The sequence below is a fragment of the Streptomyces sp. NPDC006314 genome (genome assembly GCF_040613075.1).
Taxonomy (GTDB): Bacteria; Actinomycetota; Actinomycetes; order Streptomycetales; family Streptomycetaceae; genus Streptomyces.
The window spans coordinates 27767-49851 of record NZ_JBEXRL010000002.1 but is presented as its reverse complement, the minus strand read 5'-3'; the positions used below and the strand labels follow the sequence as shown (position 1 = coordinate 49851).

The following is a 22085-nucleotide window of genomic DNA, read 5'->3' as shown; positions in this document are numbered from 1 at the left end:
CTTTCGCACGGCGGGCCCCGGTGTGCCCGTTTTACAGGCGTAACCCTTTGTTACCAGCGGTTACTTCTTGCCCTTGGCCGAACCCGCGCTGTCATCGCTGGACAGGACGGCGATGAAGGCTTCCTGCGGAACCTCCACGGAACCCACCATCTTCATCCGCTTCTTGCCTTCCTTCTGCTTCTCCAGCAGCTTCCGCTTACGGGAGATGTCACCGCCGTAGCACTTGGCGAGGACGTCCTTGCGGATGGCGCGGATGGTCTCGCGGGCGATGACCCGGGAGCCGATGGCGGCCTGGATGGGCACCTCGAAGGCCTGCCGCGGGATCAGCTCGCGCAGCTTGGCCACGAGCCGTACGCCGTACGCGTAGGCCGCGTCCTTGTGGGTGATCGCGGAGAAGGCGTCCACCTTGTCGCCGTGCAGCAGGATGTCGACCTTCACCAGGCTGGACGTCTGCTCGCCGGTGGGCTCGTAGTCGAGGGAGGCATAGCCGCGGGTCTTGGACTTCAGCTGATCGAAGAAGTCGAAGACGATCTCGGCGAGCGGGAGGGTGTAGCGGATCTCGACGCGGTCCTCGGAGAGGTAGTCCATGCCGAGCAGGGTGCCGCGCCGGGTCTGGCACAGCTCCATGATCGAGCCGATGAACTCGCTGGGCGCCAGGATGGTGGCGCGCACGACCGGCTCGTACACCTCGCCGATCTTCCCCTCGGGGAACTCGCTCGGGTTGGTGACCGTGTGCTCGCTGCCGTCCTCCATGAGCACGCGGTAGACCACGTTCGGCGCGGTGGCGATCAGGTCGAGGCCGAACTCGCGCTCCAGCCGCTCGCGGATCACGTCGAGGTGCAGCAGGCCGAGGAAGCCGACCCGGAAACCGAAGCCGAGAGCGGCGGAGGTCTCCGGCTCGTAGACGAGAGCGGCGTCGTTGAGCTGCAGCTTGTCGAGGGCGTCGCGCAGCTCGGGGTAGTCGGAGCCGTCCAGCGGATACAGGCCCGAGAAGACCATCGGCTTGGGGTCCTTGTAGCCGCCGAGCGGCTCCGTGGCCCCCTTGCTCTGGCTGGTGATGGTGTCACCGACCTTGGACTGGCGGACGTCCTTCACACCGGTGATGAGGTAGCCCACCTCACCCACGCCGAGTCCGTCGGCGGGCAGCATCTCGGGCGAGTTGGTGCCGATCTCCAGCAGCTCGTGTGTGGCGTTCGTCGACATCATGCGGATGCGCTCGCGCTTGTTGAGCTGGCCGTCGATGACACGGACGTACGTCACGACACCGCGGTAGGAGTCGTAGACCGAGTCGAAGATCATTGCGCGGGCGGGCGCGTCGGCGACGCCGACCGGCGCCGGGACGTCCCGCACGACCTTGTTGAGCAGCGCGTCGACGCCGAGACCGGTCTTCGCGGAGACCTTGAGCACGTCCTCCGGGTCACAGCCGACCAGGTTCGCCAGCTCCTCGGCGAACTTTTCCGGCTGCGCCGCCGGCAGGTCGATCTTGTTGAGCACCGGGATGATCGCGAGGTCGTTCTCCATCGCCAGGTAGAGGTTGGCGAGGGTCTGCGCCTCGATGCCCTGGGCGGCGTCGACGAGGAGGATGGTCCCCTCGCAGGCGGCCAGCGACCGCGAGACCTCGTAGGTGAAGTCGACGTGCCCCGGAGTGTCGATCATGTTGAGGATGTGCGTCGTGCCCTGGTCGGGGCCCTCGGTCGGGGCCCAGGGCAGACGCACCGCCTGGGACTTGATCGTGATGCCGCGCTCGCGCTCGATGTCCATCCGGTCGAGGTACTGAGCACGCATCTGCCGCTGCTCGACCACACCGGTCAGCTGGAGCATCCGGTCGGCGAGCGTGGACTTGCCGTGGTCGATGTGCGCGATGATGCAGAAATTGCGGATCAGAGCCGGGGCGGTACGGCTCGGCTCGGGCACATGGTTAGGGGTCGCGGGCACGCAGGGTCCTGTCTCTTGAGGCGCCTTATGCCTCGGGTCGGATCGATACGTAGTCTCCATGGTCCCACGGGCAGGGACCGGAGGCCGTTTTGGGCCGTCCGGAGGGCCACTGGTACTGTAGATGGCTGTGCCTCATGCCCTCTCAGCACGAGGCGCGACAGAAAAGTTTGGATCACCGGTACGGGACCCGTGCGGCCCCGCGCCTGAACCTGTAAAGGCTCCTTCGTGGCGAACATCAAGTCCCAGATCAAGCGGATCAAGACCAACGAGAAGGCCCGGCTGCGCAACAAGGCCGTCAAGTCCTCCCTGAAGACCGCGATCCGCAAGGCCCGTGAGGCCGCTGCCGCGGGTGACGTCGAGAAGGCCACCGAGCTGCAGCGCGCTGCCGCGCGTGCGCTCGACAAGGCCGTCTCGAAGGGCGTCATCCACAAGAACCAGGCCGCCAACAAGAAGTCGGCGCTTGCTTCCAAGGTCGCGTCCCTCAAGGGCTGAAACCTCCTTTTGATCTGACCGCCGGAAGGACCCAGAGCGGGCCCTCTCTCATCCGCTCCCGTCCGGCACCCCGGATTCGTACGCGGCCTGCGTTCGCCACGCGGGTACGAGTCCATGAGCTTGTTACGAAGGCCCCGGTGCCCTCCCTTCCCCAGGGTGGGCGACGGGGCCTTCCGCATGCGCCGGGCCTCGGCCGGGAGACTCGTCGGCCCTGTCGATACCCCCGACGCATGCGTGGCATCCGCCGCCGACAGCCCGCAGGGTCTCCATGGCCCCGCGGGAGAAGGCGTCCCGGGGCGCCGGCGATGTACGGCCGATACGTACGGTTCTCCTCGTCGGGCCGCGCAGCGACCCGATCACCGCCCAGGTGACGGCCGGATCAGGCCCGGCCCCTGGACCGCGCGGCCCGGGCGATCGTCACGACCGCCTTCTCCAGGGCGTACCCGGGGTCGTCGCCGCCGCCCTTCACGCCCGCGTCGGCCTCGGCGACCGCACGCATCGCCATCGCGACGCCGTCGGGCGTCCAGCCCCGCATCTGCTGCCGCACCCGGTCGATCTTCCACGGCGGCATGCCCAGCTCGCGCGCCAGGTCGGCCGGACGTCCCCCGCGCGCGGAGGACAGCTTCCCGATCGCCCGCACGCCCTGCGCCAGCGCACTGGTGATCATGACCGGTGCCACTCCGGTTGCCAGCGACCATCTGAGCGCCTCCAGCGCCTCCGCCGTCCGCCCCTCCACGGCCCGGTCGGCGACCGTGAAGCTGGAGGCCTCGGCCCGGCCGGTGTAGTACCGCCCGACGATCGCCTCGTCGATCGTCCCTTCCACGTCGGCGACCAGCTGCGAGACCGCCGAGGCCAGCTCCCGCAGGTCGCTGCCGATCGCGTCACACAGCGCCTGGCACGCCTCGGGCGTGGCCGACCGCCCGAACGAACGGAACTCCCCCCGGACGAAGGCCAGCCGGTCCGCCGGCTTGGTCATCTTCGGGCAGGCCACCTCCCGCGCCCCCGCCTTGCGCGCGGCGTCCAGCAGCCCCTTGCCCTTGACGCCGCCGGCGTGCAGCAGCACGAGCGTGATCTCCTCGGCGGGCGCTCCGAGATACGCCTTCACGTCCTTGACCGTGTCGGCGGACAGGTCTTGCGCGTTGCGTACGACCACCACCTTGCGCTCGGCGAAGAGCGACGGACTGGTCAGCTCGGCGAGCGTGCCGGGCTGCAACTGGTCCGGGGCGAGGTCCCGTACGTCCGTGTCGGCGTCGGCGGCCCTGGCGGCGGCCACCACCTCCTGCACGGCACGGTCGAGCAGGAGGTCCTCCTGGCCCACGGCGAGCGTCACCGGGGCGAGAGGGTCGTCATTCGCAGTCTTCCTGGCCATCGACTACAGCATCCCACGCGGCACTGACAACGAACCGGCCGTGCCACCCTGGCCGGGCCCCAGCCGCACCCGGAGTCCGTCTCAGGGTCAGGGCTCCTCGCGCCAGCCGTCCCACTCCCCCGCGAACGCGTCCAGCTCCGCCGGGTCCAGCCGCTCCCTCTCGTCACGCAGGACCACCAACCACTGGGCGTCCTCGGCGTCGTCCTCGCCGGCCAGCGCGTCCCGAACGAGCCGAGGCTCCTCGTCGATCCCGAAGCGCTCCCTCACCGCCTCGGCCGCCTCCTCGGCGGCATCGCGGTCGGGCAGCACCAGCACGTGTCTCACATCGCTCACGGGCCCATTCTCCGGCACCGGACAGAAGCCGAGGGGCGCCGGGCCCCGGCGCCTGGGGGGAGGCGCCGGTGCGGGTGCACAGGCCCTGCGAGTCAGGCTACGGACAGTGATGGTGGCGGTGACGAGGACGAGGACGAGGACGACGTGGAACGCGGTGCAGATCCGGGGTGTTGCGGTGGAGCTTGCCGAAGTTGTCCCTCCACGAGTTCGTGCGCTGCACCACCAGCGGCTGTCCCTCTGGATCGGGCCCTGCTGCCCCGTTGGGCGATCCGGCCGGTGATGCCGCGCGCGGCGAGATCGGCGTGGACGCGTCGTGCGGCACGGCCTCGCGAACCAGCGCGTACGGGTGAGGTGGGTGCGGCGCGCCGGTCCCGGAGACTCTACTGGCGCTTTCGGAACCGCAGTTGGCGCACGGGGAGACGGCGTGAACGTTCACCGAAACCACTGTCGGACAGAAGGGGGGACCCTATCGTCGAATCGTGGATCGTCCTGCAGATGCCTTCCGCCCGCACCTCACCCGCCGCGCGGCCCTGCGATGGGGCCTCGGCACCGCCGCCGCAGCCGGAGTCGGCCTCACCACCGCCGGATGCGACAGCGCCGACGATCACGTCGGAGACAGTCGCGGTGGCGGGCACCCCAGCGGCGGGGACACCGCCCCACCCCGTCCATGGCGCCGCACCATCGGCGCGTGGATCCAGTCGTCACCGGCGGTGGTCGACGGAGTGGTCTTCATCGGCGGCGACGGACGCGGCGAGAACGTGTACGCCTTCGACGCGGCCACCGGCGCCGAGAAATGGGCCTTCACCGCCCGCGAGCGGGTCGTGTCGTCGCCTGCGGTGGTCGACGGAGTGGTGTACATCGGCAGCGACGACGGCAAGGTGTACGCCCTGGACGCCGTCACGGGGGCCAGGAGATGGGCCTTTAGCGCGGGCGCTTGGGTCAAGTCGTCGCCCGCGGTCGTCGGCGGGGTGGTGTACGTCGGCTGCTACAACGGGGTCGTGTACGCCTTGGACTCAGCCACCGGCGCCAAGAAGTGGGCCTTCACCACCGGCGGCTGGCTCAGCTCGTCGGCGACGGTGGCCGACGGGGTCGTGTACATCGGTGGCTTCACCAAGAAGGTGTACGCCCTGGACGCGGCGACCGGCGCGAGGAAGTGGTCCTACGCCACCGGCGGCGAGATCCTCGGTTCGAGACCGGCGGTCGCCGACGGCCTGGTGTACGTCGGCAGCCGCGACGGAAAGGTATACGCCCTGGACGCCGCCACGGGCGCCAAGAGATGGTCCTCCACCATCGGCGGCGCGGTGACCGCGTCGCCGACGGTGGCCGACGGGGTGGTCTACATCGGCTCCGGGAGGATCTACGCCCTGGACGCGGCGACCGGCGCCAGGAAGTGGTCCTTTGCCACCCGTGGTGAAATCCTCTTCTCGTCGGCGGCGGTGGTCAGGGGAGTGGTGTACATCGGCAGCGACGACAAGAACGTGTACGCGCTGAACGCGGCGACCGGCGCGAAGAAGTGGGCCTTCACCACCGGCGCCGAGGTCCAGTCGTCGCCCGCGCTGGCCGGCGGGATGTTGTACGTGGGCAGCAACGACGGAAGCGTGTACGCCCTGAACGCGGCGACGGGGGCGGGCCCACGGATCCCGGCATCGTCCTCACCCCCCGGTGCGGCGCCCACGGGGACGGCGACGTGACAGTCAGGCCACACGACCAGGCCTCACCCACACCGATGACCGGGGGAATTCCATGGCCACAACTCCACCCACCCCTCCACCGCCATCAAGCTCGGGCGGTCCACCGGACCCCGGCGAAAACACCTCAACCCCCGCGCCTGCGCCCGCCACCCCGGACCGGATCCACAACGGCGCCCCCGAACCCGAGCCCTCGGCACCACGTGTGGACCCGACCGCCTGGCACGTCCTTGCCGACGAGCGTCTGCCCGGACTTCGCAGGCTTTCACCGAGACACCGGGTGCTGTACCTGGCGATTGCGGCGGTAGTGGTCGTGGGCGGTCTCGTCCTCGCCTACTTCACGAACTACGCGCTCGACCAGGGCACGGCCGTCGGCCGAGCCCGCTCGGACAAGAACGCGCAGAAGAGCATCGATGGCGAACAGCCTGCCTTCGTCTCCACCGTCACCCCGCGCGACTACACGCAGGACATGCCTGGGTCCATCGCCGTGCTCCTCGACCGGCCGCTGACCGCGAGCGAACAGGATGGCCTCAAAGCGAAGAAGGGCAACGCGCAAGTCTGGGCGTTCCTGAAGCCTCTCGGCGGACGCGTGGTCGAGTACACGTCGCCGCTCAGGAAGCCTTTGGAAGACGGCCGCCGGGACGCGAACGGCATGGCGCAGACGTTCAACCTGAACCTGAACAGCGACCGCGACGCCGGACTCACCATCAACGACATGACCGCCGTGAAGGACGCGTGCGGCGCGCCCACCGCGCGGACCGTAGTCGACATCCCACCGGCGGGATCCGAAACCCGCCGGGGACTCAAGTGGGACCTGACCGGCGGGAAGGCAGACAGGCCACACGGGCCGTACGTCCTGGACGAGGGCGAGTCCCAGGGGCAGCTCTACTTCCGCCGCAACGCCGTCGACTTGGGCAACGGCCAGTCGAACATGGCCCTGCGCATCCAGCCCGAAGTGTCCACCCAGACGTGTGACTGGCACATCGACGCCTCCTACACCGACACGTCCGGCTCCCACAGGCAGCGCATCCCGCGCGGCACCGGCACCCTCACCACCGAGGCCGTACCGGAACAGCCCGTCCAGTACTTCACCTGGGTTCCGGGGACCGGCTGGGGCTGTGTCGGCGCGGTGAGCCAGAAGGGCTGCCCGGGCAGCGAGACGCTCAGGAACCTGCAACCCTGGCGATTCGAAGGACATCTCGACTGAGCGGAACCGAACGGAACCGTCCGCCAGTAGATCATGGACACGGCGGGATGGGGGGACACGCGGACTCGAACTTGATGATCATGGAGTTGTCCACGCTCTGTGATCGTCAGGAAAGTGGTACGCCCACCGCTGAGACCATGCCCCCGCACACCCCGCATCCGATAACCACCTACTGGCGGACGCTCTTGCTAAGTAAGGTTGCGATTTCGCACGGTCGGCACCCGGTCCAGCTCGATCCCGAACCGCTCCCGGTACACCGCCAGCACCTCCTCGTCCGCGTCCAACTCCCGCTTCTCGCGCACGCCGTCGGCGGTCGTCGTCGTCAGCGTGCGCCCGCCGAGCGTGATCCTTCCTCCGTCCTCGGTGATCCGTGAGCAGACCAGCGAGCGGGTGAAGTGCGACAGCGGCGAGGTGCTGTGCCACCACGCACCGGCCGCGAAATCCGCGAGCACCCGGGTCCGCGTCTCCAGCCGGTACTGCGGCCTGCCGTCCCGTAGGACGTCCAGGTCCCCGGCGCCCGAGGAGTCATCCCCGCCCCGTATCCCGGCCGCGTCGGGACCGGCGTCCACGAGGCGGAACCTCCCGCCCGGGTCGTCCTGCTCCCCGCGTTCGGCGAACACCAGCGGATAGTGACTGTGTGCCCCGAACCCGACGTCGGCGAGCCAGGTGTCTCCTTCCTCCGTCCGCACCCGCAGCGCGAGATGGTCGTAGGGGATCCCGGGGCGCCCCTCGTCGTCGTACACGCGTGCCGCGAGCAGCTCCACCTCGTAACCGAGAGCGGCGAGCAACGCCGCGAACGCGCCGTTCAGTTCGTAGCAGAAGCCGCCCCGCCGGGTCCCGGTCACCTTGTCCAGCAGCCGCTTCTCCTCCAGCACGATCTCCTCGCCGAGGTGGACGGAAAGGTTCTCGAAGGGAACGGTCCTCAGATGACGAAGGTGCAGCTCACGCAGGGCCTCGCTGCTGGGCCGTTGCGGGCGCGCCGCCCCGAGCCGGAGGAGATAGGCATCAACCAGTGCTGAGTTCATGGCTCCAGTCTGGACGAGTGTCGCCCTGGCACCTGCGCCGGGCCGGCGCGGCGGCGTGCGGCTCGTGCCGCCTCATTCTCTCGTCACCCGCACCTCCCCGCCCGCCCCTCCGGTGCCCCCGACCGCGAGCGCTCCGTCCCGGTCGGTGCGCAGCACCACCGCACCACCGGCCCGCAGCGCGGCGACGGTCGACGGAGCCGGGTGACCGTACGGATTGTCGGCGCCCGCGGAGACGAGGGCCACCCGGGGAGCCGTGAGCCTCATCAGCTCCGGGTCCTGGTAGGCCGAACCGTGGTGGGCCACTTTCAGGACGTCCACACCGGCCAGCTCGGCAGCCGCCGGTGTTCTCAGCAACGCCTGCTGAGCCGGTGGTTCGAGGTCGCCGAGCAACAGCATCCGCAGTCCGCCCGTGCGGACGAGCAGCGCGACACTGGCGTCGTTCGGACCGTCCGGCTCCGGCAAGGCGCCCGGCCATGCCGGGGGCCCTTGTGCGGTCGTGGGCAGCCGCCCGCTCGGTGGGGGCCACAGGACGCGCCAGGCCAGCGGTCCGGTGCGCCGCTCCTCCCCCGCGACGGCCCGCGTGACCGGGATGTGCCGTTCGGCCGCCTCCCTTCTGACGAACGCGGCCTGCCCGGCGGGCTCCTCGAAGCCCGTCGTCTCGATCTCCGCCACCGAGCGGCCCCGCAGCACCCCGGGCAGGCCCGCCACATGGTCGGCGTGGAAGTGGGTGAGGACGAGGAGGGGGATGCGGGTGATGCCCAGCTGCCGCAGGCAGCGGTCGACCGGCGCCGGATCGGGCCCGGCGTCCACGACCACCCCGGCGCCCTCCCCGGCCGCCAGCACGGTCGCGTCGCCCTGCCCGACATCGCACATCGCGAACCGCCACCCCGGTGGTGGCCACCCCGTGATCACCCGGGTCAGGGGCGCCGGCCGGACGACCACCAGCAGGAGCAGCGCCCCGAGCAGCCCGCACCACCACCGATGCCGCAGGAGCCTCCGTCCGGCCAGGAGCACGGCTCCCGTCACCACCGCGAGTGCCAGCGCTCCAGCCCAGCTCCCCGGCCAGTCCACTCCCGCACCGGGCAGCGCCGCCCCGTTCCGGGCCACTCCGGCGATCCACCCGGCCGGCCAACTCGCGCACCATGCCAGCGCCGTGGCCACCGGCATCGCCACCGGTGCCGCCGCGAGCGCCGCGAACCCCAGTACCGTGGCCGGCGCCACCGCCGCCTCGGCCAGCAGGTTGCACGGCACCGCCACCAGGCTCACCCTGGCCGACAGCACCGCCACCACCGGCGCGCACACGGCCTGCGCGGCGGCGGCCGCCGCCAGCGCCTCGGCGAGCCGCGGGGGCACCCGGCGCCGCCGCAGCGCCTCGCTCCAGCCGGGTGCCAGGACGAGCAGCGCGCCGGTGGCCAGTACGGAGAGCAGGAAGCCGTAACTGCGGGCCAGCCACGGGTCGTACAGCACCAGCAGCAGGACGGCCGTGGCCAGTGCCGGCACCAGGGATCTGCGGCGCCCGGTGGCCAGGGCGAGCAGCGCGACCGCACCGCACGCGGCGGCCCGCAGCACGCTGGGGTCGGGCCGGCACACGACCACGAATCCCAGCGTCAGCGCTCCCGCGGCCAGGGCGGTCGCTCGCAGTGAGAGCCCCAGGCGCGGGGCGAGGCCGCGGCGCTCGGTCCGCTGGGCCAGACCGGGCGGCCCGATGAGCAGGGTGAGCAGGACGGTGAGGTTGCTGCCGGAGACGGCGAGCGTGTGCGCCAGGTCCGTCTCCTTGAAGGCCTCGTCCAGTTCGGGCGTGATCCGTGAGGTGTCCCCGACGACCAGTCCGGGAAGCAGCGCCCGCGCGTCGCCCCGCAGACCACCGGTCGCCTCTCGCAGCCCCGCCCTGAGCCGCCCCGCCAGCCGTTGCGGCCCGCTCGGGCCCCCCACGATCCGCGGCCCCGGCCGGCCGCGCACCCGCAGCACGGCCGCGGTCCGGTCACCGCCCGTCAGCGCAGGTGCCAGCCGCCCGCCCACCCGCAGCCGCGTGGACGGCAACAGCCCGAGCCAGGCGGCACGGCCACGCGGCCCGCGGACGGCCATGACCTGTGACTCCTCGGAAGCCCCACTCCGCATGCCACGCCCACCCGGCACTCCCCGGGCAGCGGTCGCCGGCTGCTCCTCGGAACTCCCGCTCCGCACTCCGCTCCCCCGCGGGGCCGGCACGTCCGCGTCGACGACCAACAGCACGGGAGTCCGGGTCCGCGCACTCGTCCCATCGCTCTTCTCGACCCGCCTCACCTCCGCCCGGACCAGCACCGCCATGGGCGCCGCGTGATCGCCGCGCACCCGTGGCCGGCTCAGCCAGGGGTCGCCGCTCACCTCGACCTCGGCGGTCACGATCGCGAACCGGCGGGCCAGCTCGGGCACCGGGCCGCGCCGCACGTCCGCGCCGTGCAGCCCGGCGGAGGCGGCGGCCGCGGCGACGCAGAGCAGCACCGCGGCGACCGACGCGCGGACCCATGCGAACCGGCCGCGTGCACGCTCCGGTCCTGCGGTGCGCGAGCTCCGTCCGACCACTCGCCGGCTCCGCCCGACCAGCACCGCCCGCCCGGCCCGCTCTCCCCGCCCGGCTCGCCGGACCCCGTCGGCCGGCCTGGCCCGCCAGACCTGCTCCGGCCGCTCGGCGCGCCCGGCTTGCCCGACCCCCTCGGCTTGCCTGTGCTCCTGGGCTTGCCCGACAGGCTCGGCCTGCCTCACCCGTACACCCTGCGGTAACTCTCCGCCCCCTGCGGCCCGTAGGCCCCGAGCCGCCCGCGCACCCCGTCCCGACCACCGCACCGACAGCAGGAAGAGCCCGCCGGTCAAGCAGACGACCGCGATCCCGGCGCTCCAGCGCGCTGATGCGTCCAGTGTCAGGGCCGCCGTGGCCCACGCCGCGAGGGTGGGCGGGACCAGGCGCAGGTCCATGGGGCCCGCCCGGTCCGCGCGCGTACTCACGCGCTCCTGCGGCCCGGAACCGGGGGTGACTTCGTCGAGCGCGCGGCTCATGGCCGTACCAGGTTCCGGAGGTCGGTGAAGCGGCGGTCGCCGATGCCGTTCACCTCGCGCAGTTCGTCCACCGAGCGGAAACCGCCGTGCCGGGTGCGGTAGTCGATGATGTGCTGGGCCAGTACCGGGCCGACTCCGGGCAGGGTGTCGAGCTGGTCCGCGGTGGCCGTGTTGAGGGAGACCGGGGCCGTTGGGGCCGTGCCCGCCGGTACGGAGGCCACTTCGCCCACCGGGCCGGGCGGAGCCGGCGCCCCGGCGGATGTGCCGACGACGACCTGTTCGCCGTCGGCAAGGAAGCGGGCCCGGTTGAGGCCCTCGGTGCTCACGCCGGGCCGGACGCCGCCCGCGGCCCGCAGCGCGTCGGCCACCCGGGAACCGGCCGGCAACCGCCGGATGCCCGGTTTCCGTACCTTGCCGCTGACGTCCACGACGATCACCCCGCCCGGTGCCGCCGAGGCGCCCACGGCGGCGCCACCCTTCGCGTCTTCGTGCGGATGGGCGTAGGACGCCTCGGCGCGCACCACTTGAGGGGCGCGCACGGACTGGGTGCGGCCGGTCCAGAAGTGCTGCACGGCGAACACGGCGGCGGCCACGAGCACCACGGCGAGTGCCACGACCCCCCGCCGCTCCACCCCGCACCGCGCCTGCAACCACACCGGCATCCGCTCGCGCAGCGCCAGCCCGGCCCGCTCCCGCCAGTCCGGCGCGACGGGTGCGTCCGGCTCCGACGGCGCCATGGATCCGGCCGGTTCGGGCTCAGCGGTCACCATCAGTCCTGGTGCGTCCGCAGCTGCCGTCCGCGCCGGGCTCAGCCCGGGGGCCGGGCCCGTAACCGTCGCCGTCGCCGTGCTCGCGGGCCGGTCCCCGTCCGGCGGTCCGTTTCCCGATTCCCGTCGGCGCACGGCTCGTTCACCGAAGAGGAGTTCCGCCCGGCGGCGCAGCTCCTCCGCGGGTGCGGGCGGGCGGTGACGGGCGCGGCGGTGGTCGGTGCCGCGGCGGTTGCGGATGCGGCCGTCGGAGGCGGGGCCGCGGCCGGGGCCGCTGGTCGGAGTGGCTGTGCGTGAACGTGATCGAAGTGCCATGCGACGAGGATGGAACATCCCGCCGACTCGCGGTGATCATGGTCGATTCCGGGGGGAAACCGCCCGGTTGTGGAAAACTTCGCCACCCGCACGAGTGAAGCAGGACGAGGAAGTCCGGGCGCCGTCAGCGGGGCGAGACCACCGCTCCCAGCAGCCCGGGTCCCGTGTGCGCCCCGATCACCGCTCCGATCTCACTGACATGCAGATCGGCCAGCCCCGGCACCCGTACCCGCAGCCGGTCGGCGAGTGCGGCGGCCCGGTCGGCGGCGGCGAGGTGGTGGACGGCGATGTCGACCTCCGCGCTGCCCGCCCGCTCGGCGGCGATCTCCTCCAGCCGGGCGATCGCCTTGGACGCCGTACGGACCTTCTCGAGCAGCTCGATGCGGCCGCCGTTCAGCTGCAGCAGGGGCTTGACGGCGAGTGCGGAGCCGAGGAGAGCCTGCGCGGCCCCGATGCGGCCGCCGCGGCGCAGATAGTCGAGGGTGTCGACGTAGAAATAGGCGGACGTGCCCGCCGCCCGTTTCTCGGCGGCTGCGACGGCCTCGTCCACCGTGCCGCCGGCCCCCGCCACCTCGGCAGCGGCGAGCGCGCAGAAGCCGAGGGCCATCGCGACCATCCCGGTGTCCACCACCCGCACGGGCACCGGTGCCTCGCGCGCCGCGAGGACCGCCGCGTCGTAGGTGCCGGACAGCTCCGCGGACAGGTGCAGGGAGACGATGCCGGTCGCGCCGGACTCGGCGATCCTGCGGTAGGTCTCCGCGAAGACCTGGGGGCTGGGCCGGGAGGTGGTGACGGAACGCCGCTTCTGCAGTGCCTGGGCCAGGGAGCGGGTCGAGATCTCTGTGCCCTCTTCGAGCGCCTGGTCGCCGAGGACCACGGTCAGGGGTACCGCTGTGATGCCGTGGCGCTCCATCGTCCGTGGCGGCAGGTAGGCCGTTGAATCGGTAACGATCGCGACATGGCGGGACATGAGCTGGAGGTTACCTGGCGTAGCGCTCGCGCGGCAGCCCGGCCCCTGCCGGCCGGAGCGGCCCTCGGTCAGGTGGTGCTCTCGGGGCGAGGCTTCTTCTGCCAGAAGAACGCGGGGCGCGGGGGCGGTGAGGTGATGGCGTGGGGAGCCGGTTCCTCGGCCGCGCGCGAGCCGGGTGTCTGCTGCCCCGTCTGCCGCGCCGCCGAACCGTCGGCGGCGGGAGGGGCGTCCGGCCACCGCGGGGGTGTCTGGGTGTTCTCGGTACGCGTCCAGTGGCGCAGGGCGTCCGCTTCGATGTCTATCTGGGCGCTGAGCGAACCCAGATCCTCGTCGGCGAAGCGGTGCGCCCGGTCGCGGACGGCCCAGCGCAGCGAGTCGGCCGAGTTGGTGATGCGCTCGGTGCGGCTGCGCAGCTCGGGCAGGCGCGCGGCGAGCGCGGACCGGTCCGGCTCGGACTCCAGGCGCTTGAGGTCCGCGTCCAGCTCGTGGCCGTGCGCACTGAGCCGCTCGAACAGGCCGAGGGACTCCTTGAGCGACTCGTCCTCGGCCGCGCCCGCGTACAGCGCGTCCTGCGTGGCGCGCATGGAGGTGCGCAGTGCGAGCCGCAGTTGGGCGACCTCGCCTGCCGGGCCGATCGGGGCGAAGGACTTGGCGCGCAGCGTGTGGTCCTCCACCGTGCGGCGGGCCTGTGCGATCGTCCGGTCCACCCCGCGCTTGGCGGCGGCGACCGCCTTGACCGTGGCGTAGGCGCCCAGGCCGATGAAGAGCAGGAAGAGCAGGGCGAACACGGCGATCACTGCTTCCACGACGCTCCTCCTCCGACCGGCACGGCACAAGCCGCTGTGCTCTCCACGGTAAACGCAGCGGGCAGGCCCGGAGTTCCGGAAGAACCCCGAACCTGCCCGTAGGGGACTACCCCGACGCCGGATCCAGCCGGTGCCCGGCCGTCACGCCGGAACGATGTTCACCAGCTTCGGCGCCCGCACGATCACCTTGCGGATGCCCGCGCCGTCCAGTGCCGCGACGACCTTCTCGTCGGACAGCGCCACCTTCTCCAGCTCCTCCTCGGAGATGGCCGGCGGCACCTCCAGGCGGGCCTTGACCTTGCCCTTGATCTGCACGACGCAGGTCACGGTCTCGTCCACCACGTACCGCGGGTCGGCGACCGGGAAGTCCTGGTGGACGACCGAGTCGGTGTGGCCCAGCTTGCGCCACAGCTCCTCGGCGATGTGCGGGGCCAGCGGCGCGATCAGCAGCACCAGCGGCGCGGCGACGGACCGCGGCACCGCGCCCGCCCGTCGCCCGCCGCCACCCTCAGCTGAGGTGCCTGCGGCCCCGCCGCCACCATAGGCCTTGGTCAGGTGGTTGTTCAGCTCGGTGACCTTGGCGATGGCGGTGTTGAACCGCAGGCCCTCCAGGTCCTGGCGGACGCCGTCGATCGCCTTGTGCAGGGCGCGCAGCGTCTCCTCGTCCGGCTCGGCGTCGCTGACGGTGACCTCGCCGGTGTTCTCGTCGACGATGTTGCGCCACAGCCGCTGCAGCAGACGGAACTGGCCGACCACCGCGCGCGTGTCCCACGGGCGGGAGACGTCCAGCGGGCCCATGGCCATCTCGTACAGGCGCAGCGTGTCGGCACCGTACTCGGCGGCGATCTCGTCCGGCGTCACCGCGTTCTTCAGGGACTTGCCCATCTTGCCCAGCAGGCGGCTGACCTTCTCGCCCTGGTGGTAGTAGGCGCCGTCGCGCTCCTCCACCTCGGCGGCCGGCACCGCGATACCGCGGCTGTCGCGGTAGACGTACGCCTGGATCATGCCCTGGTTGAACAGCTTGTGGAACGGCTCCGCGGAGGAGACGTGGCCCAGGTCGTACAGGACCTTGGACCAGAAGCGCGCGTACAGCAGGTGCAGGACGGCGTGCTCGGCGCCGCCGACGTACAGGTCGACACCGCCGTGCGGCTGGCCCTCGCGCGGGCCCATCCAGTACTGCTCGATCTCGGGGTCGACCAGCTTCTGGTCGTTGTGCGGGTCCAGGTAGCGGAATTCGTACCAGCAGGAACCGGCCCAGTTGGGCATGGTGTTGGTCTCGCGGCGGTACTTCTTCGGCCCGTCGCCCAGGTCCAGGGTGACGTTGACCCACTCCTCATTGCGCGACAGCGGCGTCTCGGGCTGTGTGTCGGCGTCGTCCGGGTCGAAGGTGCGCGGGCTGTAGTCCTCGACCTCCGGCAGCTCCAGCGGCAGCATCGACTCGGGCAGCGCGTGGGCGACGCCGTCCTCGTCGTAGACGATCGGGAAGGGCTCGCCCCAGTAGCGCTGGCGGCTGAACAGCCAGTCACGCAGCCGGAAGTTGACGGTGCCCTCGCCGATGCCCTTGGCCTGCAGCCACTCGGTGATGCGGGCTTTGGCCTCGACCACACCCAGGCCGTCCAGGGAGACGTCCTCGCCGTGCGAGTTGACGATCTTCGCGTCGTGCGACACGAAGGCGTCGTCCCAGGTGGAGGTGTCCGTGCCACGGCCGTCGGCCGGCTCGACCACGCAGCGGATCGGCAGCTCGAAGGCGCGCGCGAAGGCGAAGTCGCGGGTGTCGTGGGCGGGGACGGCCATGATCGCGCCGGTGCCGTAGCCCATCAGGACGTAGTCGGCGATGAAGACGGGGACCTGCTCGCCGTTGACCGGGTTGGTCGCGAAGGCACCGGTGAAGACGCCGGTCTTGTCCTTGGCCTCGGCCTGGCGCTCGACGTCGGACTTCGAGGCGGCCTGCGCGCGGTAGGCGGCGACGGCCTCGGCCGGGGTGGCGTGGCCGCCGGTCCACACCTCGTGCGTGCCCTCGGGCCACGCCTCGGGGGTGAACTTCTCGACCAGCGGGTGCTCGGGCGCCAGCACCATGTAGGTCGCGCCGAACAGGGTGTCCTGGCGGGTGGTGAAGATCGTGATGTGCTCGCCGTCGATCGGGAAGTCGACGCGGGCGCCCTCGCTGCGGCCGATCCAGTTGCGCTGCTGCAGCTTGATGGCCTCGGGCCAGTCCAGCTCCTCCAGGTCCTCCAGCAGCCGGTCGGCGTAGGCGGTGATGCGCATGTTCCACTGGCGCAGCTTGGCCTTGAAGACGGGGAAGTTGCCGCGCTCGGAGCGGCCGTCGGCGGTGACCTCCTCGTTGGCCAGTACGGTGCCCAGACCGGGGCACCAGTTGACCGGCGCGTCGGAGGCGTAGGCCAGGCGGTACTCGCCCAGGATGTCGGCGCGCTCGGTGCCGCTCAGCTCACTCCACGCGCGCGTGGTCCCCGGGATCGGCCGCTCACCGGACTCGAACCGGGCGATCAGCTCGGAGATCGGGCGGGCCTTCTGCGCCTTCTCGTCGTACCAGGAGTTGAAGATCTGCAGGAAGATCCACTGGGTCCACTTGTAGTAGTCCGGGTCGATCGTGGCGAAGGACCGGCGCTTGTCGTGGCCCAGGCCCAGCCGGCGCAGCTGGGCTTTCATGTTCTCGATGTTGGCCTCGGTGGACACACGTGGGTGCGTGCCGGTCTGCACGGCGTACTGCTCGGCGGGCAGGCCGAAGGCGTCGAAGCCCAGGGTGTGCAGGACGTTGTGGCCGGTCATGCGCTGGAACCGGGCGTAGACGTCGGTGGCGATGTAGCCCAGCGGGTGGCCGACGTGCAGGCCCGCACCGGAGGGGTACGGGAACATGTCCATGATGAACTTCTTGGGCCTGGCGACCAGCTCCGGATCGCCGGCCAGGTCACCCGTGGGGTTCGGCGCCGCATAGGTGCCGTCGGCGTCCCAGGCGTCCTGCCAGCGTGCCTCGATCTCGGCTGCCATGGCGGCCGTGTAGCGGTGCGGCGCGGCCTCCGCCGACGTAGCAGCGGCGGCAGCGGGGTTCGTCTCGCTCATGATCCTCAAAGCTCCATCGATCGTCTCTGCCTGCGGAAACGAAAAATCCCCTCACACAGGAGGGGACGCCGCGCCGATGCCGACCTCACGGCTGGACCGGGGGTCGGTACTTCAGCGCGGCCCGCTAAGCAGAAGGCGTACGGCACGCATGGCGTTAGGGTACCGCAGCGCTTGAGCAAGCCGCGACGCGCTTGCGTATGAGTGGTGGACATGCCAGGAACCATGCCCGGAGCTGAATCAAGGTCAACGATCACTTCGCGTACCGTCCACCAAGGGACATCGCTCAAGTCACATTGTCCGTTGATAACAACGCAATAACTCAAACCCCGTACTGATCGGTATGGCGCCACTTAGAGTTCGGCAGCGGGACCGCTTTCCCGGAACTGCTCGGAGTTGCCCCCATGAACCCTCGTCGTAGTACCAGCTCGCTCCCCAAGCCGGGCCGCTCGGCCTATGGGATGGCGTCCGCTGTCGTCCTGCTGCTCATACCCGTGGTCGTGCTGGTCGGAGGCAGCCAGTTCCGCGAGTTCCTGAACTTCGGCGCGGGCGTGCTGTCCCTCGTCTCGCTGAGCTGCTCGGTGATCTGGGGCCTGTTCGCCCAGGACCGGATCTTCCTGAACACGCGGCAGCGGATCATCGGCCAGGCGGTGCACCGGTCGACCGCGGTCGCCTCCATCGCGTTCCTGCTGCTCCACATCACCACGAAGGTCGCGCTCGGCCACACGCAGCTGATCGCGGCGATCATCCCGTTCTCGCTCGGTGTCACCGGAGTCGCCGGCCTGATCGGCCTGGGCTCGCTGGCGGGCCTGCTGATGATCTTCGTGGGCGTCACCGGCGCCCTGCGCAGCAATTTCGCCACCCCGGCCCCGGTCGCCGCCCGCTGGCGGGCCATGCACATGCTGGCCTACCCGGCCTGGTGTGCGGCGCTGATCCACGGGCTCTACGCGGGTCGCGCGGCCAAGCCGATCTTCGTGATCCTGTACAGCCTGTCCTTGCTCGGCGTGATGGGCGCCCTCGCACTGCGCGCCGCCCCGCGCCCGGTCAAGCGCAAGGTCGCCGACCGGCTGGTGGCGCTGTTCGGCAGCTCGGAGCGGCCGGGCCTCGAGGAGCTGGACGCGAGCCGTTCCCGGGTGGCCGACTCGGCCCTGCCGGGCTACGAGGGCCGCTGGGAGCCGAAGCCGTCGCCCGCCGGCTCGACGGCTTTCTCCTCCGCACCCCTGTACCAGTCCCCCGCCCCCGCCGCGGAGCCCGCGTCCGGCTTCGCTGCCGCCTACCGCGCGGTGTCCACACCGGGCCGGTCTCAGCAGCCGTTCGCGGCCGGCCAGACCGCGCGCATGGACCTGCCGCTGGACCTCCAGCCCACGGAGGCCATCCCGCACGTGGACGGCCCCTCCAGCACCTCGGGCAGCTGGCCGATCCCGTCCCCGCCGCCGGTCGGCGAGGCCCCGCCGTCCGCGTACGACCCGCTCCAGGACACCGGATACACCATCCCGGTCTACGGCAATCCGGGCACGACCGGATACGGCGGGAGTGACGTGTACGACACCGGTGAGACAAACGGCTTCTACGGCACGTACAACCCGAGTGACACGTTCAACAGCGGTCCCGCCACTGAACCAACCCCCGGCGCCTCCTACGACGCGCCGGGTTCGGGCGAACCTTGGAACATGCCTTCCGGAGGCTATAGGTGAACGAGGCCCTGCCCGACGTCCCCGAAGTCCGCGTAGTCGGACTTCCGCAGCTCACGTCGGGCTTCGACCTTGTGGAACGGCTCGACCTGCCCATGCACCTGAAGGTGCACGGGCCGCTCGACCCGCTGGGCGGCGAACAGCTCGCGCAGCTCGCCGAACGCATCAACCTCAAGGGCCGGGGCGGTGCGGGATTCCCCTTCCACAGGAAACTGCGCTCGGTCGCCGAGTCGGCGATCAAGCGCGGGGTGCGGCCGGTCGTCGTGGTCAACGGCAGCGAGGACGAACCCGCCTGCCGCAAGGACACGGTGCTCATCAACCGTGCCCCGCACCTCATCCTGGACGGCGCGCTGCTGTGCGCCGAGGCGCTCGGTGCGCGCACGCTCGTGATCGGTGTCACGCGGGAGTCCACGCAACGCTCCATGGAGGCCGCGCTCGCCGAACGGGGTCTGAGCAACAGCCGTAGATCGGCGCTACGCGCCTGGGTGCAGCGCAATCCGGTGCGCATGGTCACCGGTGCCGCCGCCTCGCTGATCCGCTCGATCGACGGCGGCCCGGCGATCCCGCCCGGCCGCAAGATCAGTGCCTCGCAGAGCGGCGTCGGCGGCGCACCCACACTGCTGTCGAACGCGGAGACGTTCGCGCAGCTGGCCATCGCCGCCCGCATCGGCCCCGAGCGCTACGGCAACACCGGCCTGTACGACGAGCCGGGGACCGTCATGCTGACGGTCTCCGGCGCGGTGGCCCGCCCGATGGTGCTCGAGGTCCCGACGGGCGTGCCGCTGCGCTATGTGCTCCAGCTGGCCGGGGCCCCGCCGGTGCCACAGGGCGTGCTGACCGGCGGCTACCACGGCAAGTGGATCGACGCGGCGACCGTCAACGAGGCGATCGTCTCCCGCAATTCGCTGGACGCGGTGGGCGGTTCGCTGGGTGCCGGTGCGATCCTGCCGATCACCCAGGAGACCTGCCCGCTGGGCGAGTCGCTGCGGGTGGCGCAGTGGCTGGCCGAGGAGAGCGCCGGCCAGTGCGGCCCCTGCTACCTCGGACTGCCCGCCGCCGCGCGGGGCCTGGAGGACATCCTGAACGGCGGCGGACCGGCCGCCCTGGAGGCGCTGAAGCAGGTCGCGAAGAACGTCAAGCGGCGCGGGGCGTGTTCGCACCCGGACGGTTCGGCGATGTTCCTGGAATCGACCATCAAGGCGTTCACCGACGACCTGGCCGCCCACGTCCTCGGAAACGGCTGCGGACGACCCGTGGAGGGCGTTCTGCCGCTCTTCGAGGGGGGCAGGGCCCTTGCGGGCATCTCGGGCGGCGGAGAGCCCGAGGAGACCGGCGCCAGCCGCCAGAAGATCTACGTCGACTGGACGCTGTGCCGGGGCCACGGCCTGTGCGCCGACATCCTCCCGGAGGTCTTCGAACTGGGCGCGGACGGTTTCCCGACCGTGGCGCAGGCGCAGGTGCCGCGCTATGCGGAGGCGAAGGCGCTGCGCGCCGTGCGCCGCTGCCCGGCGCTCGCCCTGCGCATCGAGGAGGACACCCGCGGGCAGGCGCCGTCACGCAACCTGCCGGTCCTCTCCCAGGGCCGCGGCCGGCGCGCTCTCGGCCGCTGAACCGAGAACGGCGGGTCATCCGAGCCGGGTGACCCGCCGCTGCCGTTCGGGTGTTTCGTTCCGTTCCGGAACACGCCGAAGGCGGACCATCCGTAGGGATGGTCCGCCTTCGACTTCTGTGGAGCTAAGGAGAATTGAACTCCTGACCTCTTGCATGCCATGCAAGCGCTCTACCAACTGAGCTATAGCCCCTTGCGGTCTTGCGGCGGAGCCGCGTATTCGACCGTGCCGCCCGGTTTCCCCGGCGGCGACGCCAACATTACACGGTCCGGGGGGTGCAGTACCAAATCGGTTTCCGCTCTGCTCTCATTCGGGCGCTAATGTCGGCTTTCGTGAGGGTGATCGCGTTCTCCGCAGCAGCCCGCCGGGTGCCGGTCGCCCTGAGCGTGTGCCTGGTGTCGTTCACGGCCTTCTGGGTCGCGCAGCGGGCCGCGCACGTGTCGATGATCGACCTGATGGTCTACCGGGCCGAGGGCGCCACCGTGCGGGCCGGCGGCGACCTCTACGCGCTGCGGGCGACGGCCGCGCACCTGCCCACCACCTATCCGCCGTTCGCGGCCCTGCTGTTCACACCGTTGTCCCTGCTGGACACCGCTCCCCTGCGCACGCTGGCGACGGCAGGCAACCTCGCTCTGCTGGTGGCGTTCGTGCGGCTGTCGCTGAAACTCGTAGGCCACACGCGCGTGGAGACCGTCTGGTGGGTCGCGGCACCGGCGGTGTGGTGCGAGCCGGTGTGGACGACCCTGCGCTATGGGCAGGTCAATCTGCTGCTGGCCGTCCTGGTGCTGTGGGACCTGCCACGCCGCCCCACCGGCCGCCGCGATCGCTGGGCCGGTGTGGGTCTGGGGCTGGCTGCCGCGGTGAAGCTGACACCCGCGCTGTTCCCGGTGTTCCTGCTCGTCACGGGCGTCGCGGCCCGGCTCGGCGGCAGGGACGGAGGGCCATGGCTGCGGCACGCTCGCGGGGCCGCCGTCGCGTTCGCCGGGGCGACGCTGCTGGCTGCGGCCGCCCTTCCGTACGACTCCTGGCGGTTCTGGACGGACATGGCCTTCCGCGCGGGCCGGGTCGGACACGCCGAGGACACCGCCAATCAGGCCCTGCGCGGCGTTCTGGCCCGCCTTCTGCACACACCGGACCCGGGAGCGCTCTGGGCCGTCCTTGCGGCCGTGACGGCCGCGATGGGCCTCGCGGTGGCGGTGGCGGCGGAGTTGCGCGGACGGCGGCCCTGGGCGGTGTGCGCCTGCGCGGTCACCGCGCTGCTGATCAGCCCGGTGTCCTGGACGCACCACTGGGTGTGGTGCGTGCCACTGGTCCTGCTGCTGTGGACACGCGGGCACAGGGCGGCGGCCCTGGGCTCGCTGCTGGTGTTCTGCTCGTACACGCCATGGTGGGTTCCCCACGGCGCCGGGCGCCCCGAAATGCACCAGGGCAGCGTGGAGTTGACGCTTTCGGCCCTCTACGGGGGAGCCGGTGCGCTCTTCCTCGTGCTGGCGTGGACATCGTTGCCGAGGCCCGGCCCGGGTGTGGTCCGCGTCAAGCCGTGACGAAGGAATAGAACCTCTTGAGCGTGCAGTGCTCCTCGAGGAGACGGCCGTAGATCGGCTCGCCCTCCAGTTCCCGGTACGTCTCGATCGGATCGCCTTTTATGATCAGCGCCCGCGCGCATTCCTCGCACCAGTACTGGTAGTCGGGATTGATCGGCTCCATGTCACGGACGATCGGCGTACCACTGCCGCACCAGTCGCACTTTCGCCTGTGTGCACCCATCG

Annotated in this window: 16 protein-coding genes and 1 tRNA gene; 6 read left to right on the top strand and 11 right to left on the bottom strand. The window is 71.3% G+C overall.

The window, feature by feature from the left end; genetic code table 11:
* Positions 1–60 precede the first annotated feature (60 nt).
* Positions 61–1935, bottom strand: a complete 1875-nt coding sequence (gene lepA / locus ABZ079_RS03335) for a translation elongation factor 4 (RefSeq protein ID WP_356937696.1) — start codon at positions 1933–1935, stop codon at positions 61–63.
* A 225-nt stretch (positions 1936–2160) separates the two neighbouring features.
* On the opposite strand from lepA, the gene rpsT reads away from it, so the two are divergent.
* Positions 2161–2427: a 30S ribosomal protein S20 gene (gene rpsT, locus ABZ079_RS03330; protein WP_004001350.1), complete on the top strand. Its 267-nt coding sequence runs from the start codon at positions 2161–2163 to the stop codon at positions 2425–2427.
* 379 nt (positions 2428–2806) lie between these two features.
* Here the strand turns inward: rpsT and holA are convergent, their stop codons facing one another.
* Both holA and ABZ079_RS03320 read right to left on the bottom strand, forming a co-directional pair.
* Positions 2807–3796, bottom strand: a complete 990-nt coding sequence (gene holA / locus ABZ079_RS03325) for a DNA polymerase III subunit delta (RefSeq protein ID WP_356937695.1) — start codon at positions 3794–3796, stop codon at positions 2807–2809.
* Between the two features lie 87 nt (positions 3797–3883).
* Positions 3884–4129, bottom strand: a complete 246-nt coding sequence (locus ABZ079_RS03320; protein WP_356937694.1) for a hypothetical protein — start codon at positions 4127–4129, stop codon at positions 3884–3886.
* 479 nt (positions 4130–4608) lie between these two features.
* On the opposite strand from ABZ079_RS03320, the gene ABZ079_RS03315 reads away from it, so the two are divergent.
* The gene (locus ABZ079_RS03315; RefSeq protein ID WP_356937693.1) at positions 4609–5820 is read left to right on the top strand and encodes a PQQ-binding-like beta-propeller repeat protein; all 1212 of its coding nucleotides are present in this window, start codon (positions 4609–4611) and stop codon (positions 5818–5820) included.
* Between the two features lie 202 nt (positions 5821–6022).
* On the top strand, positions 6023–7024 hold the full coding sequence (locus ABZ079_RS03310) for a hypothetical protein (protein ID WP_356937692.1): 1002 nt from the start codon (positions 6023–6025) through the stop codon (positions 7022–7024).
* A gap of 188 nt (positions 7025–7212) precedes the next feature.
* Here the strand turns inward: ABZ079_RS03310 and ABZ079_RS03305 are convergent, their stop codons facing one another.
* The 6 genes from ABZ079_RS03305 to leuS form a co-directional block, all read right to left on the bottom strand.
* Positions 7213–8049 carry an arylamine N-acetyltransferase gene (locus tag ABZ079_RS03305; RefSeq protein ID WP_356937691.1) on the bottom strand — a complete coding sequence of 279 codons (837 nt, stop codon included), beginning with the start codon at positions 8047–8049 and terminating at the stop codon, positions 7213–7215.
* A 72-nt stretch (positions 8050–8121) separates the two neighbouring features.
* Positions 8122–10461: a ComEC/Rec2 family competence protein gene (locus ABZ079_RS03300; protein ID WP_356938108.1), complete on the bottom strand. Its 2340-nt coding sequence runs from the start codon at positions 10459–10461 to the stop codon at positions 8122–8124.
* Positions 10462–11078: 617 nt separating this feature from the next.
* Entirely contained in the window at positions 11079–12164 is a 1086-nt protein-coding gene (locus ABZ079_RS03295) for a ComEA family DNA-binding protein (protein ID WP_356937690.1), read from the bottom strand.
* A 124-nt stretch (positions 12165–12288) separates the two neighbouring features.
* Positions 12289–13134 (bottom strand): DegV family protein, encoded by an 846-nt coding sequence (locus tag ABZ079_RS03290; RefSeq protein WP_356937689.1) that lies wholly within the window; start codon positions 13132–13134, stop codon positions 12289–12291.
* 68 nt (positions 13135–13202) lie between these two features.
* Positions 13203–13940, bottom strand: a complete 738-nt coding sequence (locus tag ABZ079_RS03285; protein ID WP_356937688.1) for a hypothetical protein — start codon at positions 13938–13940, stop codon at positions 13203–13205.
* A 141-nt stretch (positions 13941–14081) separates the two neighbouring features.
* Positions 14082–17018, bottom strand: a complete 2937-nt coding sequence (gene leuS / locus ABZ079_RS03280) for a leucine--tRNA ligase (RefSeq protein WP_356937687.1) — start codon at positions 17016–17018, stop codon at positions 14082–14084.
* 401 nt (positions 17019–17419) lie between these two features.
* Between leuS and ABZ079_RS03275 the strand changes: the two genes are divergently transcribed.
* Entirely contained in the window at positions 17420–18709 is a 1290-nt protein-coding gene (locus ABZ079_RS03275; protein ID WP_356937686.1) for a cytochrome b/b6 domain-containing protein, read from the top strand.
* On the top strand, positions 18706–20316 hold the full coding sequence (locus tag ABZ079_RS03270) for an NADH-ubiquinone oxidoreductase-F iron-sulfur binding region domain-containing protein (RefSeq protein WP_356937685.1): 1611 nt from the start codon (positions 18706–18708) through the stop codon (positions 20314–20316). The genes ABZ079_RS03275 and ABZ079_RS03270 overlap by 4 nt, the downstream gene beginning before the upstream one ends.
* A gap of 119 nt (positions 20317–20435) precedes the next feature.
* Here the strand turns inward: ABZ079_RS03270 and ABZ079_RS03265 are convergent.
* A tRNA-Ala gene (locus ABZ079_RS03265) sits at positions 20436–20508 on the bottom strand.
* A gap of 140 nt (positions 20509–20648) precedes the next feature.
* On the opposite strand from ABZ079_RS03265, the gene ABZ079_RS03260 reads away from it, so the two are divergent.
* Positions 20649–21860 carry a glycosyltransferase 87 family protein gene (locus tag ABZ079_RS03260; protein ID WP_356937684.1) on the top strand — a complete coding sequence of 404 codons (1212 nt, stop codon included), beginning with the start codon at positions 20649–20651 and terminating at the stop codon, positions 21858–21860.
* Here ABZ079_RS03260 and ABZ079_RS03255 read toward each other — a convergent pair.
* Entirely contained in the window at positions 21850–22083 is a 234-nt protein-coding gene (locus tag ABZ079_RS03255; protein ID WP_006136074.1) for a hypothetical protein, read from the bottom strand. The genes ABZ079_RS03260 and ABZ079_RS03255 overlap by 11 nt on opposite strands.
* Positions 22084–22085 lie beyond the last annotated feature (2 nt).

Excerpts from the sequence above, each read along its gene's own strand:
- holA (WP_356937695.1), bottom strand. The coding sequence starts at position 3,796 with ATGGCCAGGAAGACTGCGAATGACGACCCTCTCGCCCCGGTGACGCTC.
- ABZ079_RS03305 (WP_356937691.1), bottom strand. The coding sequence starts at position 8,049 with ATGAACTCAGCACTGGTTGATGCCTATCTCCTCCGGCTCGGGGCGGCG.
- ABZ079_RS03295 (WP_356937690.1), bottom strand. The coding sequence starts at position 12,164 with ATGGCACTTCGATCACGTTCACGCACAGCCACTCCGACCAGCGGCCCC.
- ABZ079_RS03290 (WP_356937689.1), bottom strand. The coding sequence starts at position 13,134 with ATGTCCCGCCATGTCGCGATCGTTACCGATTCAACGGCCTACCTGCCG.
- leuS (WP_356937687.1), bottom strand. The coding sequence starts at position 17,018 with ATGAGCGAGACGAACCCCGCTGCCGCCGCTGCTACGTCGGCGGAGGCC.
- ABZ079_RS03275 (WP_356937686.1), top strand. The coding sequence starts at position 17,420 with ATGAACCCTCGTCGTAGTACCAGCTCGCTCCCCAAGCCGGGCCGCTCG.
- ABZ079_RS03255 (WP_006136074.1), bottom strand. The coding sequence starts at position 22,083 with ATGGGTGCACACAGGCGAAAGTGCGACTGGTGCGGCAGTGGTACGCCG.